Here is an 18,528-nt window from a genome sequence, read left to right as displayed (position 1 = left end):
GACTACCTTCAAATTTATCATTTAATTCTTTTATAGAATACCAAAACCGAATAATTGAAAGGAAAGAACTAAAATCAACATATAAATAATGACTGTTCCCCAGGCTGATTTCTTCTGGTAGATGAATTTTTTCCCCAGAAATTTTTCCCAAAATACTTTTACGAGCAAAATGGTAATGACCACGTTTAATAAAAAACCACCAATAGCAGCCGGAATTAAAGGAGAAATCGCTCCTATATTACCACTCATAACGGATTCTGCAGCTTCATTCATAGAAAACTGCATCAAGGCATCTTCCGCAACCGGGAACCAATGCTTTAGAGCCAGTGTCATGAGGTTAGCAGCAACTATATAGCCCAGCACCAATATCCAGGTCATATTCATTCCTTCTCTTTTGCCTGCGTACCTCAAATTGGAGGTGAATAAAATAATACCTAACAATGGGTGAATGATCAAAGATGCTACTGCAATGGAAACCTTTGAATAAAGGCTTGGAACCAACCTGATTTGCTTCTTTTGAACTAAATTCTTAACCTGATCTTTATTTAATTCTATCCTTCTGATTTTCTCCCCATTTTCAATGGTTACGGATGGGGTAGAAGGTTTAGGAGGGTTTTTTCTTAGTTGAATTTCTTCTACTGCTGCATCAATATACATTTCAGAGAAGTTTTCTTTTTGGGCGATGACCTGATCCAACTCCTCATCGGTCATCTTTGTCATAGTCCCTTTAAAATAGTTTGCCAACTTAAATTCCTTTTATTAGACGATGAATTACTGGGTGTTTTTCAACGTGTTTAACTGCCCAAAAATTACACCAAACACCATTAATAGATTGAACAGTCATAATTAAAAATGAAATAATTTAAAATTAGTTCGCGTTTGTCCATTATTGTGCTGTAGTAATTTTAGACGAAAAAGCATTATTTTCAAAAATAGCGGAGCGAAAAGGATATAAAAATCATTTCCACCCTTTTTTTTATAAAAATATTAAGGAATCAGGCTTTTTAATTGTGATTTGGCCTGTTTTAGTTCATTAGCAGGTGATTGGCATTGGTTGTTCAGGCATACAAAAATAGTGCTTTGTTCATTTTTTAAGGTTTTGCCATAAAATAATGGTAAAGTACTATTATGGATAGAGGCCTGTATTATTTGGTTGGGCAGGTAATCCAATTGCCACTGGATTCCATGTTGAAGTGCTTGTTCTCCAAGGCAAATAATTTCAGGGGAGGGATGGAGTTTGAATAGCCATAATCTTGACCAATTCGCTATATATTGCGCATTTTGATCGGCAATTTTTCGGGTATAGGAAAGCATTTCCCAGGCGCGCTTTGTCCAGTCTGGCCGGTCTAGGGCAGTTCCCAAATAATATAAATTAAAGGCCATGATAGAGTTGGAAGCAGGAATCACATTATCGAAAAACTCTGCTTTTTGGACAATCAAATCATGGTGTAAGATGTTGGTGAAGTTTAAATAAGGGCTGTCTTTTTGAGCGAAATTTTGCAGTACATACTTGGTCAATTGTTCGGATTGCAATAGCCATTTCTCATTGAAGGTGATTTGATAAAGGTGAATAAATCCTTCAATTACCGCGGCATAATCTTCCAGAAATGCCTCAATACTTCCATGTCCATTTTTAAAAGAACGCCATAGGCTTCCGTCTTCTTTTATCATTTTGCCACTAATGAATGCTCCAAGGGCAATGGCGTTGTCCTTGTCTTCCGGCTTTTGGCTTACCAGCCAGGCATCAGCCAGACCTTTGAGTAATAAGCCATTCCAGGCGGCTAATATTTTATCATCCGTGGCGGGCCGGCTTCTTTCATTTCTAATTTCCCACAACTTTTGGTGGCAATTTTCAATTATTGCGGAAGCATTTGGTACTGTTTCTTCAAATACTTTGATGGATTTTTGTGGAAATAGGATGTTTCTCCCTTCAAAATTTCCATGCTCTTCTATTTGGTAATATTGGGCGAAAACGGCGTATTGATTTCCCAAAAGGCTTTTCAACTCTGCTGCTGACCAAGTGTAGAAAAGACCTTCCACCCCTTCACTGTCTGCATCCAAAGCCGCATAATATCCACCCTCTGGAGACTTCATCTCTCTTTCCAGCCAATTCAATGTTTCGGTGATGATTCTTTTATACTCCTCATTTCCTTCTGTTCTATAAGCCTTGCTATACAGGCTGAGTAATTGAGCATTGTCATAGAGCATTTTTTCAAAATGTGGCGCAAACCAGTCTGCATCTACGGAGTATCTGGAGAAGCCTCCCCCTAATTGGTCATAAATTCCTCCATAAGCCATTTGATTCAGAACCAACTTTACCGCTTTTGTGGCTTGCTGGTTTTTCTGAAGAAGGCTGTAATCTAACAGAAAGTCCCAAATGACAGGCATCGGAAATTTCGGTGCCCGATTCATGCCGCCCTTTTCCCAATCTACTTCCGAGAGGATGTCCTGTGCCAGTTGATCAATCCATTGCCGGATGTCTTCCGGGTCTTCTCCGGGCTTTAATCCGAATTTATCGATATCAGACAAGCCCAGGCGTTCTGCCAACCGATTGGCAGACTGATTAATTTCCGCTTGTTTTTCAAACCAGGCTTGGTGAATTTTCTCTAATAAATGTTCCCATTGTTGTGGAGGGAAATAGGTGCCACCGAAGAATGGTTGCTGTTCCGGAGTAAGAAATACATTTAGCGGCCAGCCTCCTTGTTTTCCCATGGCCTGTACAGCATCCATATAAAGCTGATCCACATCGGGGCGCTCCTCCCGATCCACTTTAATGCAGATGAAATATTCATTCATGATTTCGGCTATGGCATCATTTTCAAAAGACTCTCTTTCCATTACATGACACCAGTGGCAGGCAGAATACCCAATGGAGACTAAAATGGGTTTGTTTTCATTTGTAGCCCTATTCAGTGCTTCCGGACCCCAGGGATACCAGTTGACCGGATTATGGGCATGTTGTAAGAGGTAGGGGCTGGTGGAGTCGATAAGTCGGTTGCTATGGGATGGTTTCATGGTTTGCGGATGTAGGAATGAGCCGGTAAGAAATAGGAGCATGAGTACATCATTGTTGCACTTATGAATTTCTAAACCGGAAGAATATTATTTCAAAATATCCAATTTCCCGGAAGTAAAAGCAACCGTAACAAAAGCAATAGGCCGATTTGTCTTTTGGATTACTTTATTCCCTTAATTGACTTTTCAGTGCCTGTATTTCCTTTTCTAAGGAGATGTAGGAGGCTTGTTGTTCCATTTTGGCAATAGTCTTATGCAGGAATTTTTGATGCTCCCGGCCTTCAATATGAAAAGGGCGGTGTTGGGCCGCTTTTTTAAGCTTTTGGATCCGTTCTAATGTTTTTTGACATGCCGGGTCGCATTGGCTTTCCACAAACTTATTAAAGATATAAGCTTCGGCTGTTTGACTTGGATGGATCATGTCTTCGGCGAAAAACCGGTAGTCGCGCAGTTCATCCAACAGAATTTCATAGGATGGAAAATAAAAGATCTGCTGCTGCCTTTTAATAATTTCTGCCATAGCCAGCCTAAGCGTGGCTTTGCTCAGGGAATTCTCAGTGAAGCCATCTTTTAAATGCCGGACAGGGGAGAGGGTGAAAATGATTTTTAATTCCGGATTAAGTCGCCTTAATTCCTGATAGGTTAGTTGGAAGTCGTTTACTATTTCTTCCACGGAAAGCGCTATTTTTTTGAATTTTTTCGCGGGTTGTTTGTGGCAATTTCCCACCCAGGCCTGTTCGTCGATTAATTCGTAGCCCCAGGCAGTCCCCCAGGTGATCATCAACCAATTGGCAGATTTTAGAAACTGATGCACCTGATTTTGTTTATTGCTGATTTCTTCCAATAAATCCTGTGAGTTTAAAGCTGAAATATCGGAATGGTACTGATAGTGCCTCCAGACAGACTGGGATTCAATGATTAAGTTTTCATTTGGAGCCTGGAGGTGAATCGAATTTTTAAGGATTTGATTCAACGATTTGGGATTGTAGATCGTGCCAAAGGGGTTCGCTAAAACCTGCATGCCACCTTCAACAAGTCTGTTTCCTGTGGCATTGGCGAAGCACGATCCGAGGCTAAGGATTTTGTCCGTATGTTGGATAGGCGTAGGGAAGGATTCCGGCTGGAAGGTGGTGAAAAACATTTTTGCGCATTAATTTTTGACCAATTTACCAAAATCCTTTCCCAACTAAAACCGATGGTTTAAATCCTGAGTAGAAATAACTGAGGCTGCCTTAAAGAAGCAGCCTCAGTTATTTTAATTATTTACGGCATGTTAAAAGTTACGCCACCGGATAGGATTTTGAATACCTTTTTATTTTCCAGATAGGTTTTGGCTGTTAAGCCTGTTCTTACTCACATTTAGCATTGATTAATTCGTAGATCAGGTGGCTCGCTAGTTTTGCTGTACGGTCATCAATGTCGAATTTAGGGTTAAGTTCGGCGATGTCCATACTTAATAATTTGTCTGACTTTGCTACCCTTCGGATCATGGCAGAAATTACCTCCGGGAAAGTTCCACAGGAATTTAATGCACTGACGCCTGGTGCAAATGGGGCCGAGAAAACATCCATGTCAATGGTCATATAAATGAAATCGCATCGATTAATGAATTTGAGCAGCGCATGGGCCAATTCATGAATATGGCTGATGTGCATTTCATAATAAGGGACGTGATGCACCTTTAATTCCTCCGCAATTTGGAAAAGTTTTCTGGTATTGGCGGCCGGGTTGATGCCCATCACCTGATACAGGAAAGAGGTGTCGTCTTTTTCGCATAATTGCGAAATCTGATTAAAAGGTGTTCCTGACGATGGCTCCGGACTAGGAACTCTCAAGTCAAAGTGGGCATCAAAATTGATGATTCCAATTTTTTTTCCGGGATGATGTTTCTTTACCCAATTATGCAGCCCCAGATAATGTCCATAGGAAATTTCATGCCCACCACCTAAGACAATAGGGAGTGTTTTTCTCTCCAGGAGTTGTTTCACCCGCTTTCCTAACTCTTCTTGTGCTTCCTCCATTTTATGGTTTACACAAGAAACATCTCCAGCCTCCAATAATTTCACTTTTTGCTCATCAAAGTGAACCGCGGTACTGCTCATTACTCTGCGAAGAGTTTCCGGGCCTTTTACAGCACCTATTCTTCCTTTATTCCTTTTGACACCTTCATCACTTCTGAAGCCCAGGAAAGCAAATCTTTGATTACCTTCTTTTAAGTCAGAAGCTTCTTCCAGGTTTAAAGCTTCAACAATTTGGTGCCAACGATGGCCCAGTTCGCCATCTTCAGTATCTATTCTTCCGTGCCACTGATGTAGATCGGGAATGGTATAGCTCATGATATTATTGGATTAGATTGAGTGGGAAATTACTCTCCTCAAAGGTAAAAAAAATAGTACTAACAGGAGATGCAATTGCTTGCATTTTGATATTAAAAACAAAAAAGGTTGCTCCGGGGAACAACCTTTTGGTTAATTATAATTTCGACCAGGCCTGATCATCTTCCATGATCTTAAGGGCTTGCTGGAAGACTTCATTGGTTTCATTGAATATCGGGAAGAAGCCTTCATTGTCCCAAACACTTCGGGCGAGCTGCGCCTTTATTCGTAGTTTGATCAATGGTTTTGAGATTTCAAATTCTTCTTCATTGTAAGCCACATCCAGTTCTTTGGCTGTTTTTACCAGGTCCTTCAGCATGGCATCACTCACCTCAAAATTTGTTTTGAAATCTTGGTAATCCATGGACTTCAGCTTGTTTTGATTCTTTTCGTAATACTTAATGGTGTATTCCCGAAGGGCATTGCTGTAAAACAATTTGGTGAAATAATTACTGTGCATGGTGGTATCCAAAGGAACGAAATAATCCGGCATAATACCTCCGCCACCGTAAACTATTCGCCCGTGAGCTGTTTCATATTTTAGCGAATCATTCATTTTAATACTATCCGCATGGAAGAACTCTCCATGTTCGTAGCGGTTAATGCGGTCCATATAGTAATCTTCCATATGTTCTTTATCATATGGTTTCTGAATGGAGCGGCCACTAGGCGTATAGTATCTGGAAATCGTTAATCTCAATTCTGAGCCATCATTCAAAGGAATAGGCATTTGTACCAAGCCTTTTCCGAAGGATCTTCTTCCGATCACCAAACCGCGGTCATTGTCCTGAATAGCACCCGAAACAATCTCTGAAGCAGAAGCAGAACCTTCATCTAAAAGGACAATCACTTTTCCTTCTTCGAACATGCCTTTGCGTTTCGCTACATACTGGACATTGTAACGTTTTTCTTTCCCTTTGGTGTAAACGATCATGTCGCCGTCTTTCAGGATTTCATCCACCATGTTCACTGCGCGATCCATATAACCACCAGGATTTCCCTGTAGATCCAAAATTAATTTGGTCATGCCTTGTTCTTTAAGGCTTTTCATGGCCTCATAAAACTCCTGGTAGGTAGTGGCGGAGAAACGACTTACTTTTAGGTAACCAATTTCATCGTCTACCATATAAGATACATCCACAGAATTTTGAGGAATTTTATCACGAATAATGTCAAAGGCCAATAGCTCTGGGGCATTTTTACGATAGATTTTCACGCTTACTTTTGTGCCTTTCTCTCCACGTAGGATATTGATCACATCGCGATTGGAAATACCAGTACTGGCAACATTTTCTCCGTCCACCTCTACAATTTTATCTCCACTGCGAATGCCTAATTTTTCGGAAGGGCCACCACTCAAAGGAGCCACCACATAAAGGGTGTCTCTCAGAATATTAAACTCGATTCCGATCCCGTAAAATTTACCCTCCAATTGTGACTTGGATAACTCCAAATCTTTGGCAGCGATATAAACGCTGTGTGGATCGAGCTTTTCCAGCATTTTCGCAATAGCGGTTTCCACTAAATCTTCCGTATCCACCTCATCTACATAATCACGCTGAATATAGCTGACGATGTTCGAGAATTTGTGGATACTACTGATAAGCGAATTATTCTTTGGCGATTCATTTCCGGCCATGGTAGCCCCAATCAATATCCCCGCAGCCAATCCCATGGCAATAAACAAAGGTAGTTTAATGTGAAATTTTGAATTTTTTGTTTTACTCATTATCCAAAGAAAATAGGTTGTAGTATTTAAGATTTAGTCTTGGCTAAGCCCTCATCCGAATTAAAAAACTCGAACAATTTGTGAATTTATCGGCAATATCCAAAGTGCAAAGCATCAAATGGTCGTGATTTAATGCTACTTTAATGGGATATTGTGCAGCATACCCCTTCTAGTTTTACGCATTATTTGCGAAAAGTTTATCGATTAGTAAACAATTCTATATTTTAACCTTTGCAATGGCTGTTATTGGGTTGAAAGTTAATGAAATGTGTTTTAAAATATAAACTTAATGTAGATGGGGAAGGACTACTTTTCGGTTAATGTAATCGAATTCTTCTTCCAGATCTTTGGTGTAGGATTCTAATTGTCGCATTCGGTCCCTAATACTGAGATAATCCTTATAGTGCTGATGCCCCATATTGATGGGGTAATCTTTATGATAATAGGCCATTTCATCTTCCTGCACTTTTATTTTGGCAAGGAGTGCTACAATCTTGTCCAGCTGTTGCTCATACTCCCAGCGTAAAGAACCATAGGACTCACTGGATATTTTACCTAGTTTATGAAGGTCACTTAGTCTCAATAAATGAAGCTCACCAGTCCTTTTCCAAAAGGCAAGGGTTTCTTTCCATAATTTGAAATCGAAGTCGAGGTCGGGGAGATGGATTTTTGCGTTGTTCATACTGAGGGGGTTTTCTGTATTAGCATATACGTAAAGCCCTGAATGAAAAGATTGCATTTTTTAAGGAATAATTGCTCCTGAAGGGAATATAGGGCGAAAAAGATTGCCTGCATATCTTTGAAGTGATGTTTCAACGGCCTTTGTTTTGGCGTTTGTTTGCATGCTCTCAGTGGAAGAGTAGCCAGTTATTTTGATCTGCTTAGGCTAGAGGTTACCTGTTCAAATGTTTGTTTAGCTGAAGGAGGGAAAATGAAGGGATTTTCTTCTTTATGGGTAATATCCAAGAAGAAGATGAAATGAGGAACTTAGCACAAATAATACGGGATAAATAACCAAATCAAATATGACCGGATCTGTTTATTTAGGAAACCCATGATCATCGCTGCAATATTAATGGGAAAAAATCAAAATGGCGGTTGGTAATTTTTTCAGCTTGCTTATTAAAGATTGTAATTTTTAACTAAAACTTACTTAGGTAAGAAAATACTGATGCTGAAAAGGTTACCTTCTGTTTGATTTTTAAATTGCCGTATCACCAACTCCCCCATTATGCATATAGTCGATCAGGTACTATCATTGGATCGTCACCCCCACCGTAGCTGGACGAACCGCCCTCTTTCCGTAATTGACAAAATTATTTTGCACCAGTCCATGACGGCTTCAGATACGAAAGCCCTTAATCAATATCACATTTCTTCCAATCATATTTGCCTGCAGGGATGCCCCAGAATTTGTTACCATTTTGCCATTGAATCCGATGGAAAAATTGTACAATGCAATGATGTCTCCGATATTGTCTGGCATACCAAAGGAGAAAATACCACTAGTATTGGTATAGTAGTGCTGGGAAATTTTAATGGATTAAATTACCGGGGTGGACAACAGCCAAGTAGTCAGCAATTGCTGGCCTTAGGAGAACTGATTCAATATCTGTGTAGGGAATACAGGATTAGTTTACAAAAGGTTTTTGGCCACCATGATTTTAGAGAAGGTCCCTGTCCGGGTTATTATTTGCAAGAATGGATCACTTTTCTAAAAAGCGGTCAAATTACCGATTTGGTCAATAATGAGGACCCAAAACTGATGATTACCTTACAAAAGGCGCTTTCCAGCTTAGGTTATTATCATGGTCGTATCGATGGTCTTTGGTCCCCGGAATGTCGAAAAGCGGTATTACAGTTTCAGGTCGATAATCAATTGTTACCGGATGGTTTGATGGGGGAAGTCTCCTGGAAAAAAATAAAAAATTGCCTGGCAGTCGCTTCCTTTAAACCACAGGCCAAAGGGGCATAGAAAAGAATATTTTTCTTACTTAAAAGGATATAATTTTTTATAGATGCGTTATATTTTGTACAGAGGGAAGGAGAAAACGTTAATCGTTTTTCCTTTCCTTTTTTTATTTGCAGGATTGAGTTTTTTTTATTTACCTTTAGGAAACTTTAGGGGTGCCCCTGTTTGGCTGAGATTATACCCTATGAACCTGATGCAGTTAATACTGCCGAAGGGAAAAGTGATTTTCATTTCATAGTGAATCCCTCCTTGTGAGGTCATACCTAAAGAATTAGGGGTTGAAAATTCGCCCTTATCATGTACTTTTTTTACAGATTTCGTCGGAATAGCTTCGATTTTAATCTGAATTATTAAAAAACAGGTATGACAATCTACCTCAATGATACAGCAAAGGAGTGTGAATCATCCATTTCACTTCTTGGATTTTTACAAACAGAAAGTTTGGCGGAAGCCAGAGGCATCGCTGTAGCCGTTAATCAATCCGTCGTTCCACGCTCGGATTGGGAAACTTATCAGCTAAAAAACCAAGATCAAGTGATGGTCATTCGCGCCACCCAAGGAGGATAACACATGAAAAAACAAGAAACCACACCCACCCAGTCCACGATTACTCGTGCACCATTTCCGGCATCTAAAAAGATCTATGTTGAAGGAAAAATCCATCAGGATATCCGTGTGCCGATGCGTGAAATTTCTTTGACTGATACCAAAGTTTTTGGTACGGAGAAAAAAGTTCCGAACCAGCCTGTAACGGTCTATGATACTTCCGGAGCGTATACCGATACGGAGATTGAAATTGATGTTCGCAAAGGATTGGAGCCCATTCGTGAACAATGGATTCAGGATCGTGAGGATGTTAAAGCACTGGAAGGTATTACTTCCGATTATGGAAAAGAGCGTTTGGCCAATGAAAATTTGGATGCTTTTCGTTTCCAGCATTTGAGAAAGCCATTGGTGGCAAAAGGTGATACCCCTGTAACGCAAATGTACTATGCCAAGCAAGGGATTATTACCCCTGAAATGGAGTATGTAGCCATTCGTGAAAACCAAAAGCTACAGGAAGTAAAAGACCGAGGGGTGGAGCATCCGGGAGAAAGCTTTGGAGCCTTGACACCTAAGGGGGAAATTACGCCCGAGTTTGTTCGTAAGGAGATTGCCGCCGGTCGTGCGATTATCCCAGCCAACGTTAATCACCCGGAGACGGAGCCGATGATTATTGGTCGTAATTTTTTGGTGAAGATCAATGCGAATATTGGTAACTCTGCGGTAACCAGTTCCATTGAGGAGGAAGTCGAGAAAGCTGTTTGGGCGATTCGTTGGGGTGCCGACACCGTAATGGATTTGTCTACCGGAAAGAATATTCATGAGACCCGCGAATGGATTATCCGTAACTCTCCGGTGCCGATCGGTACGGTGCCAATTTACCAGGCTTTGGAGAAAGTTAATGGTAAAGCAGAGGATTTGACTTGGGAGCTGTTCCGTGATACTTTGATTGAACAGGCAGAGCAGGGAGTGGATTATTTCACCTTGCATGCTGGCGTATTGTTGCGTTACATTCCATTGACGGCGAAGCGTTTGACCGGAATTGTATCACGTGGGGGTTCGATCATGGCCAAATGGTGTTTGGCGCATCATAAAGAAAACTTCATTTATACGCATTTCGATGAGATTTGTGAAATCATGAAGGCCTACGATGTGGCTTTCTCTTTGGGTGATGGGTTACGTCCGGGCGCATTGGCGGATGCTAATGATGCGGCTCAGTTTGCGGAATTGGAGACCTTGGGTGAATTGACCAAGCGTGCCTGGGAACATGACTGTCAGGTGATGATTGAAGGACCAGGTCACGTGCCGATGCAGATGATTCGCGAGAATATGAAGAAAGAGTTGCGTGATTGTTTTGAAGCGCCATTCTATACTTTAGGACCCTTGGTAACGGATATTGCGCCGGGTTATGACCACATTACTTCCGCTATTGGTGCGGCTCAGATTGGTTGGTACGGCACGGCGATGTTGTGTTATGTTACGCCGAAAGAGCATTTGGGATTGCCGAATAAAAAGGACGTGAAGGATGGAGTTATTACCTATAAAATTGCTGCCCACGCCGCTGATTTAGCCAAGGGACATCCGGGAGCCTATATCCGAGATAACGCCATGAGTAAGGCCCGCTTTGAATTCCGTTGGGAAGACCAGTTTAATCTGGCCTTGGATCCGGACACTGCCCGTGAATATCATGATGAAACTTTACCTGCTGAAGGAGCGAAAGTAGCGCACTTCTGCTCCATGTGTGGACCGAATTTCTGCTCAATGAAAATCACCCAGGAGGTTCGCGATTATGCGGATGAAAATGGCTTGAATACCGTGGAGGCTATTGAGCAGGGCATGAAGGAGAAGTCTCAGCAGTTTGAAAATAACGGAAAAGAAATCTATTCCTAATCCATGGAATGGAGGCTAATCTCTCCGGAAGTTCCGGTCAGGGAAGAGGCTGCTATGGTAGCGGACTTTTTTGACCGGGCTTTGGATTATTACCATTATCGCAAAGATGATTTTGAACTGAAGGTGTTTGCCCGTTTTCTGGAGCAATTGCCGGAGTGTTTCCATTCGCGGATTTTTGTGCATTTACATGAAATCCCGGAGGAAACTTTTGAATATATCGGCTATCATCTAAAAGGTCAAATGTGCGCTTCCGATGTATCGGATTTTATTGAAGAAGAAAAATCTGAGGGGCGGAAATTCTCCGCGGGAGCACATAATGGAGCGGAATTAATTGCGGTCAAGTCCTGGGCCGATGCAGTTTTGGTAAGTCCGGTATTTCCGAGTATTTCAAAGGTCAATTATCAGGCTAAAGATGCCGTTTTTTTTAGCAGTGCCTTGGAGCAGGTACCACATTGTACTGCCTTGGGAGGCATTGGGAAAAATCAGATTCGTCAAATCCGGGAGATGGGATTTAAGTCCTGTGCCTTGATGGGAGCAGTCTGGAAGGGCGATTTCGATCCCTTGGAAAATTTTGAGCAAATTAAAAACCAAATCCATGAATGAGCCAAGACCGGTTGTTTTGAGTATTGCAGGTTATGACCCTTCCGGCGGAGCGGGCATATTGGCGGATGCCAAAACCTTTGAGCAGTTGGAGTGTCTGGGGCTGACAGCAATGACATGTTGGACGGTTCAGAATGGCCATCAGTTTCAAAGTGCGCACTGGCTCACTGTCGAGGAAGTGAAAAGGCAGATTGATGTTGTGATTGCTGGACAAGAAATTCAATTTGTGAAAATTGGATTGGTAAAGTCCTGGCCCTTTTTATTGGAAATCATCCTGCACCTCAAAGAAGTGTTGCCAACCGCCCGATTGATCCTGGATCCGATTCTTTCGGCTTCTGCTGGCTTTGAATTTCATGCAGAAGGTGAGGATTTCTTCCAAGAACGGATTTTGCCACATCTTTTTTTGCTGACGCCTAATCAACCGGAAGCGAATAAACTGGATTTGAATTTTGATCTACCGCTGGCCACTAATATTCTTCTCAAGGGCGGACATGCGAGTGGCGCAGACTTGGGTACTGATCTGCTTTACCTAGTACATGGAGGTGTAGTGAAAATCACTTCTGACAAAGGAAAATTGCCGGACAAGCATGGTACAGGCTGTATTTTAAGCGCGGCGATTACTGCTCATCTGGCGAAAGGTCATTCCCTTGAAAAAGCTTGTCAACTGGCGAAACAGTATTTGGAACAATGCATGGAGAGTAATCCTGGAATTTTAGCCTATCATCAAAAAACTTCATGAAAACGAACTTAATCTTCATCAGTCAGGGCAATGGAGTGGAAGAAAACCTGAATTCCATTCGAAAAGCCATTAAAGCCGGAGCCGATTGGGTACAGCTAAGACTGAAAGCAGTATCCGAAGCAGAAATAATGACCGGCGCAAAGGCGGCTATGGATTTGTGCAAGGAAAATAATGTTTTGCTGACGTTGAATGATCACCCGAGCATTGTAAAGGAGTTGGGGATTCCCTCCGTACACTTGGGGCTGACCGATATGCCGGTGAGCGAGGCTCGGGCACTTTTAGGCCCTGAGGTGGTCATCGGCGGAACGGCCAATACCTTTGAGGATATCAAAATGCATGTGGCCGCCGGAGCGGATTATGTAGGTGTTGGCCCGATGCGGTTCACGACTACCAAGAAAAATCTGAGTCCTGTTCTTGGCTTCGAGGGCTATCAGTCCATCATCGAGCAGATGAAATCCGAAGGACTGGATATTCCGGTATTTGCTATCGGAGGTTTGACAGCGGATGATTTTCTTTCCTTATCCCAAGTGGGTGTGCATGGTGTTTCACTTTCTTCTGCTTTATTGAATGCAGCGCAACCTGAACTTCTGATTGAAAAAATCGACCAACATTTTTCTTCACATACGATCTCTTCCAAATCCTTATAAGCATGTTAAAAATTGCATATAAAACGTTTCAGTCCCGCTTGTTTACCGGCACTGGAAAATTCGCCTCTTCTAAAGAAATGGAAGATGCCCTTTTAGCTTCCGGCTCAGAATTAGTGACAATGGCCCTGAAGCGCGTGAATGTGAATGATCAGCAGGATGATATTCTGAGCCATCTGAATCACGATCATATCAATTTATTGCCAAATACCTCCGGTGTTCGTACCGCCAAAGAGGCGGTCTTTGCAGCAGAACTGGCCCGTGAAGCATTAGGGACCAATTGGCTGAAACTGGAAATTCATCCGGATCCGAAATATTTATTGCCGGATCCGATTGAAACCCTGAAGGCTGCTGAAGAATTGGTAAAGAAGGGTTTTATCGTTTTGCCTTATTGTCATGCTGATCCGGTATTGTGTAAGCGTTTGGAGGAGGTCGGTACAGCAGCCGTAATGCCTCTAGCCGCTCCAATAGGTTCCAACAAGGGCTTGAAAGCGTTGGACTTTTTGGAGATTATCATTGAGCAGGCCAATGTACCGGTGGTAGTAGATGCAGGTATTGGGGCTCCTTCCCATGCCGCAGCAGCCATGGAATTGGGGGCAGATGCGGTATTGGTCAATACAGCAATAGCCGTGGCGGGAGATCCCGTGGCTATGGGAAAAGCGTTCAAACTGGCCGTGGAATCCGGAAGAATGGCCTATGAAGCGCGCCTAGCAAAGCCCTTGCAAGTGGCAGAAGCGAGTAGTCCTTTGACTTCCTTTTTAGATGAATTATAAGTCATGAGTACATTCAGTCAATTATTTCATCAGCATGATTGGGAGGAGGTAAAGCAAAGCATCTATTCAAAAACGGCCAAGGATGTGGAGCATGCCTTAGGGAAATCAAAGCGGGATTTGGAAGATTTTAAGGCCTTGATTTCACCGGCAGCAGCCCCTTATTTGGAGCAGATGGCGCAGCTCAGTCATCAGATTACTCAAAAGCGATTTGGGAAAACGATGCAGCTTTATGTGCCGCTTTATCTTTCCAATGAGTGTCAGAATATTTGTACTTATTGTGGTTTTAGTCTGGATAATAAAATTCCCCGACGAACGCTGACTGATGCAGAAATTCTGAAAGAAGCTGATCACATCAAGGAAATGGGTTTTGAACATTTGCTTTTGGTGACCGGAGAAGCCAACAGAACCGTTGGGGTGCCTTATATCAAAAATGCCATGCAATTGCTGCGTCCGCATTTTGCCCATTTGTCCATGGAAGTACAGCCGATGGATCAGGAAGAGTATGAGGAGCTGATTGCCGAGGGCTTGAATACGGTTTATATTTATCAGGAAACTTACCATCAGGAAGATTATAAAAAGCATCACCCAAAGGGAAAAAAATCCAATTTCGAATATCGCTTAAGAACTCCGGATCGCCTGGGGAAAGCCGGTATTCATAAGATTGGGCTTGGCGTATTGATTGGGCTGGAAGACTGGAGAACGGATTGTTTTTTCAATGCCCTGCATTTGGAATATCTGGAGAAAACTTACTGGCGCGCGAAATACTCCATTTCCTTTCCACGCTTACGTCCTTTCAGTGGCGGTTTGGATCCGAAGGTGGAAATGTCGGATCGGGAATTGGTGCAATTGATTTGTGCTTATCGGATTTTTGATGAGGAGGTGGAATTGAGCTTATCGACACGGGAAAGTGAAAAATTCCGCGATCATGTTTGTAAGTTGGGAATCACAGCGATGAGTGCTGGTTCCAAAACCAATCCGGGAGGCTATGTGGTAGAACCACAATCGCTGGAGCAATTTGAAATTTCGGATGAGAGATCACCTGCGCTGATTGAGGAGATGCTGGAGCGAAATGGCTATGAAACGGTCTGGAAAGACTGGGATATTGCTTACGATGTGAAATAAAAAGAACAAAGGAGGCCGTTTAAAGCCTCCTTTTTTAGTCCCCAATTTTGGGAACGCCTAACACAGTGTTTCTTTATTTTTAAAAACCAATAATCTTAAATTCTGTCCTTCGGTTAATCGCATGTACTTCCTCATCGCAATCTTGGCCCGGGGCACAGGGAATTTTAGGTTGTGTTTCTCCATAGTATTTATAGACCATTCGGAAGGGTTCAATGCCCTTTCCGCTGATGTATTCCATGGCCGCTTTGGCACGTTCGGCGGATAGTTTTCGATTGTATTGATCAGTCCCCCGCGCATCGGTATGGGAGCTTAATTCAATCACAATATCCGGATTATCCCGCAGGATGATGACCACCTTATCCAGGGTAGTGGAGGCTTGTGAGGTGATATTGGATCGGTCAAAATCGTAGTAGATATTCTCGATGTCTAAGATTTTATCCTGCTCCAATCGTTCCAATGGCAATTTCTTGATCAAATCCTGTTGAATATTTTCCGCTACATAAAACTCTTCCGAATAAGTCAGGTAGCCATTGGTTTTGGCGGAGAGGATATAGTCGGTACCCGGATCAATCACAAAGGAAAAATTTCCATCAGGACTATTCAGCCGAATTTCTTCCTCCGTGTGTAAATTTCTTAAACTTACCTGCGCGGGGGATAACAGCTGATCGGTTTCTTTAGACACCACCGTCCCTTGGAGTCGAGGAGTGAATCCCTGTTCAAGATAAATCACCTTTTCCAAAGTAGTATGATCCTCCAAGTTTTGGGTATTGAATGCTTCATGGTAGGCAGCATATTCAGGATGATCGACGGTAATCCGGTAAATTTCCTCCGGACTGAGCTGCGCATAATACTCGCCCCACTGATCTGTAGTTCCCTCATCCAGGTTTTTGGTTTGATTGCGAAGTCCAACCGTAGAATTTCGGATGGGTTTTTCCGTTGTCTTGTCCAAAACGAGGACATTCAGGTCAATGAAGATTTTATGAAAATGGTAAATGTCATCGTTGCCTCTTTCATCCGCCCGATTAGAGGAGAAGTATCCTTTGAAGTTCTTTTCGCTAGCATCAATGAGGTAGATTCCAAAGTCATCCTTTTCAGAGTTGAATGGAGCACCTAAATGTTCGATCGTGCCATATTCATTTTCCATTATTTTTACCCGAAATAAATCCAGCCCGCCCAGTCCAGGATAAAAGTCGGAGGAGAAATATAAATAATCATCAGGCCCCCAATAGGGAAACATTTCATCGCCGGGAGAATTTACAGCTTCCCCCAAATTTTTGGGCTGTTGCCATTGTCCATAGGGCGTTCGCTGGCTGATATACAGGTCGGTACCACCTAATCCGCCTTTAAAATCGGCAGTAAAAACCATCGAATTTCCGTCCGGGCTTAATGTAGGGTGACCTTCAGAATGGCCTTTTCGATGGAATCCCATGGATTTAGGTTTGGTCCAGCCTCTTTCAGTTTGATCTGTATAAAAGATTTCCAGGTGTCGCTTTGCGTTTTCTTTGTCTGCATTTCTGGTGAAATATAGCCTTTGGTTTTCCGGATCATAAGTGGCGGGCCCTTCATGGGTTTTGGCATTTATCTTTTTGGGTAATGCGGTAATTCCATTGACATTCATGGAAGGATCCCATTCGCCACCAAAAAGGTTGATGAAGTGCTGATTATCCCAAAGGTACTTTTGCTTATGGTGTGGCCTTGAGGAGCACCAAATTAATTGTTGATCCATCATAAGGGGGGAAAAGTCATTATATTCCGAATTGAAGGCCGCCTGCTCGGCTCTAACAGCTAAATGGTTACTTTGTAGGCTTTCGAAATTACTGCAGGCTTCCATTTTATGTCGGATACTTTTTTTATCCTCCGGATGCATCTGTAGATACCTTTTGTAAGCTGCCCGCGCATTTTTATATTTCTTTTGGTTCATCAAAAGTTCGGCATACGGCAAAAGCAATTTCCCCTCAGTAGGATGCAGCTTGATCAATAATCGATAGCTCTCCAAGGCTTCGGGGTACCGTTTGGTCGCCATATAGGCTTCTGCTAAACGAATGGAAACCTTAGTGCTATTATGGTTTTGGAGGTACTTTTCGTAGTTCTCGATGGCAGCCGTATATTCATGGCGTTCGAAATGCTCATTGGCTTTTACCAAAACGCTTTTTTGCGCGATGGTTAGGCTTGAGCTTAAGAGCAACAGCAGGATAGTGAATAAGAATTTCATGCTAAAAGTATCTTGGGCTCAAAATGGTTTCTTGCTTTCTGTACAGATCAACACCGATAAAAAACTCATGGGAGCCATTTTGCTGCCCATTGAGTTTGGTGATGGGATAATCATAGGCATAGCCAAACCACCAGTTGGTGGTAGGATGGAGTTCAATCATGGCCGCGATACCATCGTTGGTACGATAGGTAAAGCCTAGCCAGATCAAATCATCAATGATACCGGTCAGGTTGAGATCCGCCTGAAAGGGGCGGTCACTTACTTTTTTCAGCAGGGTAGAGGGCTTGAGTTTAAAGCGCATCCCTAATGGAATGATTCCACCCAGTGTAAGGTACAGGTGATTAAATAATTTGGCTTCTGCCTGTGGGTTTTCTTTATCCAGCCGGTGTTGGAGCATTTGAGGTAAGGAAACCCCAACAAAGAGGACATCACTACTGTAATATGCGCCCATCCCAATGGTAGGGAGGAAAAAGGACTCTTTATTCAAGCCGAACATGGGGTCATCGGGGTCTTTAATATTTAATTTGTCCCAGTCATTGTTATACTGAATAATGCCGGCAGAAACGCCAAGTCGGATCCGATGCTTATTATTGAAGGGGATAGAATAGCTGTAATTGCCATTCATTCCGGTGGTGCGGTTTACTCCGATCATGTCATTGTATAGGTTGACACCAAGTCCCATTCTTTTGGTCGCCTGGCCATGGGCGCTCAGCGTTTGGGTGGAAGGAGCACCTTCGAGCCCTGTCCATTGCTGCCGGAATAATAATATGCCGGATAGGGATGCCCGGCTGCCCGCATAGGCAGGATTATACATCAAGCCATTGAACAAGTACTGGGTGTACATGGGTTCCTGTTGTCCAAAGGCGAAAAGCGAACACAACAACAAGCAGGGAAGTAGGATTAAGCTTTTCATA

16 protein-coding genes and 1 riboswitch are annotated in these 18,528 nt (G+C 42.6%); of the genes, 8 read left to right on the top strand and 8 right to left on the bottom strand.

Annotation, left to right across the window (positions count from 1 at the left end):
• Positions 1-30 precede the first annotated feature (30 nt).
• The 6 genes from AAA970_RS08405 to AAA970_RS08380 form a co-directional block, all read right to left on the bottom strand.
• The gene (locus AAA970_RS08405) at positions 31-720 is read right to left on the bottom strand and encodes a hypothetical protein (protein ID WP_338236744.1); all 690 of its coding nucleotides are present in this window, start codon (positions 718-720) and stop codon (positions 31-33) included.
• 267 nt (positions 721-987) lie between these two features.
• Positions 988-3,015, bottom strand: a complete 2,028-nt coding sequence (locus AAA970_RS08400; RefSeq protein ID WP_338236743.1) for a thioredoxin domain-containing protein — start codon at positions 3,013-3,015, stop codon at positions 988-990.
• A gap of 166 nt (positions 3,016-3,181) precedes the next feature.
• Complete coding sequence (locus AAA970_RS08395; protein WP_338236742.1) at positions 3,182-4,156, bottom strand: GSCFA domain-containing protein; 975 nt, start codon at positions 4,154-4,156, stop codon at positions 3,182-3,184.
• A gap of 208 nt (positions 4,157-4,364) precedes the next feature.
• A complete protein-coding gene (hutG, locus tag AAA970_RS08390; protein ID WP_060686456.1) occupies positions 4,365-5,351 on the bottom strand; it encodes a formimidoylglutamase in 987 nt (328 codons plus the stop codon).
• 136 nt (positions 5,352-5,487) lie between these two features.
• Positions 5,488-7,119, bottom strand: a complete 1,632-nt coding sequence (locus AAA970_RS08385; RefSeq protein WP_338236741.1) for a S41 family peptidase — start codon at positions 7,117-7,119, stop codon at positions 5,488-5,490.
• Between the two features lie 286 nt (positions 7,120-7,405).
• Positions 7,406-7,801, bottom strand: coding sequence for a hypothetical protein (locus AAA970_RS08380; RefSeq protein ID WP_338236740.1), 396 nt, complete (start codon positions 7,799-7,801; stop codon positions 7,406-7,408).
• 549 nt (positions 7,802-8,350) lie between these two features.
• On the opposite strand from AAA970_RS08380, the gene AAA970_RS08375 reads away from it, so the two are divergent.
• The 8 genes from AAA970_RS08375 to thiH all read left to right on the top strand — a co-directional run bounded on the left by AAA970_RS08375 (position 8,351) and on the right by thiH (position 15,402).
• Complete coding sequence (locus tag AAA970_RS08375) at positions 8,351-9,094, top strand: peptidoglycan recognition protein family protein (protein ID WP_338236739.1); 744 nt, start codon at positions 8,351-8,353, stop codon at positions 9,092-9,094.
• Positions 9,095-9,232: 138 nt separating this feature from the next.
• Positions 9,233-9,325: riboswitch (TPP riboswitch) on the top strand.
• Positions 9,326-9,454: 129 nt separating this feature from the next.
• A complete protein-coding gene (gene thiS, locus AAA970_RS08370; RefSeq protein WP_053405101.1) occupies positions 9,455-9,658 on the top strand; it encodes a sulfur carrier protein ThiS in 204 nt (67 codons plus the stop codon).
• Positions 9,659-9,661: 3 nt separating this feature from the next.
• Positions 9,662-11,524, top strand: a complete 1,863-nt coding sequence (gene thiC / locus AAA970_RS08365) for a phosphomethylpyrimidine synthase ThiC (protein ID WP_338236738.1) — start codon at positions 9,662-9,664, stop codon at positions 11,522-11,524.
• A gap of 3 nt (positions 11,525-11,527) precedes the next feature.
• Positions 11,528-12,127, top strand: coding sequence for a thiamine phosphate synthase (locus AAA970_RS08360; protein WP_338236737.1), 600 nt, complete (start codon positions 11,528-11,530; stop codon positions 12,125-12,127).
• A complete protein-coding gene (locus AAA970_RS08355) occupies positions 12,120-12,863 on the top strand; it encodes a hydroxymethylpyrimidine/phosphomethylpyrimidine kinase (RefSeq protein WP_338236736.1) in 744 nt (247 codons plus the stop codon). The genes AAA970_RS08360 and AAA970_RS08355 overlap by 8 nt, the downstream gene beginning before the upstream one ends.
• Positions 12,860-13,510: a thiamine phosphate synthase gene (locus tag AAA970_RS08350; RefSeq protein WP_338236735.1), complete on the top strand. Its 651-nt coding sequence runs from the start codon at positions 12,860-12,862 to the stop codon at positions 13,508-13,510. Before AAA970_RS08355 ends, AAA970_RS08350 begins: the two co-directional genes overlap by 4 nt.
• A 2-nt stretch (positions 13,511-13,512) precedes the next feature.
• The gene (locus tag AAA970_RS08345) at positions 13,513-14,280 is read left to right on the top strand and encodes a thiazole synthase (RefSeq protein ID WP_338236734.1); all 768 of its coding nucleotides are present in this window, start codon (positions 13,513-13,515) and stop codon (positions 14,278-14,280) included.
• A 3-nt stretch (positions 14,281-14,283) separates the two neighbouring features.
• The gene (gene thiH, locus AAA970_RS08340) at positions 14,284-15,402 is read left to right on the top strand and encodes a 2-iminoacetate synthase ThiH (RefSeq protein ID WP_338236733.1); all 1,119 of its coding nucleotides are present in this window, start codon (positions 14,284-14,286) and stop codon (positions 15,400-15,402) included.
• A 79-nt stretch (positions 15,403-15,481) separates the two neighbouring features.
• Here the strand turns inward: thiH and AAA970_RS08335 are convergent, their stop codons facing one another.
• The gene (locus tag AAA970_RS08335; RefSeq protein WP_338236732.1) at positions 15,482-17,614 is read right to left on the bottom strand and encodes an OmpA family protein; all 2,133 of its coding nucleotides are present in this window, start codon (positions 17,612-17,614) and stop codon (positions 15,482-15,484) included.
• Position 17,615: 1 nt separating this feature from the next.
• The gene (locus tag AAA970_RS08330) at positions 17,616-18,527 is read right to left on the bottom strand and encodes a PorP/SprF family type IX secretion system membrane protein (RefSeq protein WP_338236731.1); all 912 of its coding nucleotides are present in this window, start codon (positions 18,525-18,527) and stop codon (positions 17,616-17,618) included.
• Position 18,528: the final 1 nt, after the last annotated feature.

It is taken from the genome of Persicobacter diffluens (assembly GCF_036244895.1).
GTDB classification, from domain to species: domain Bacteria; phylum Bacteroidota; class Bacteroidia; order Cytophagales; family Cyclobacteriaceae; genus Persicobacter; species Persicobacter diffluens.
The sequence above is the reverse complement of the archived record's forward strand: the minus strand, read 5'-3'. Positions and strand labels throughout refer to the sequence as shown.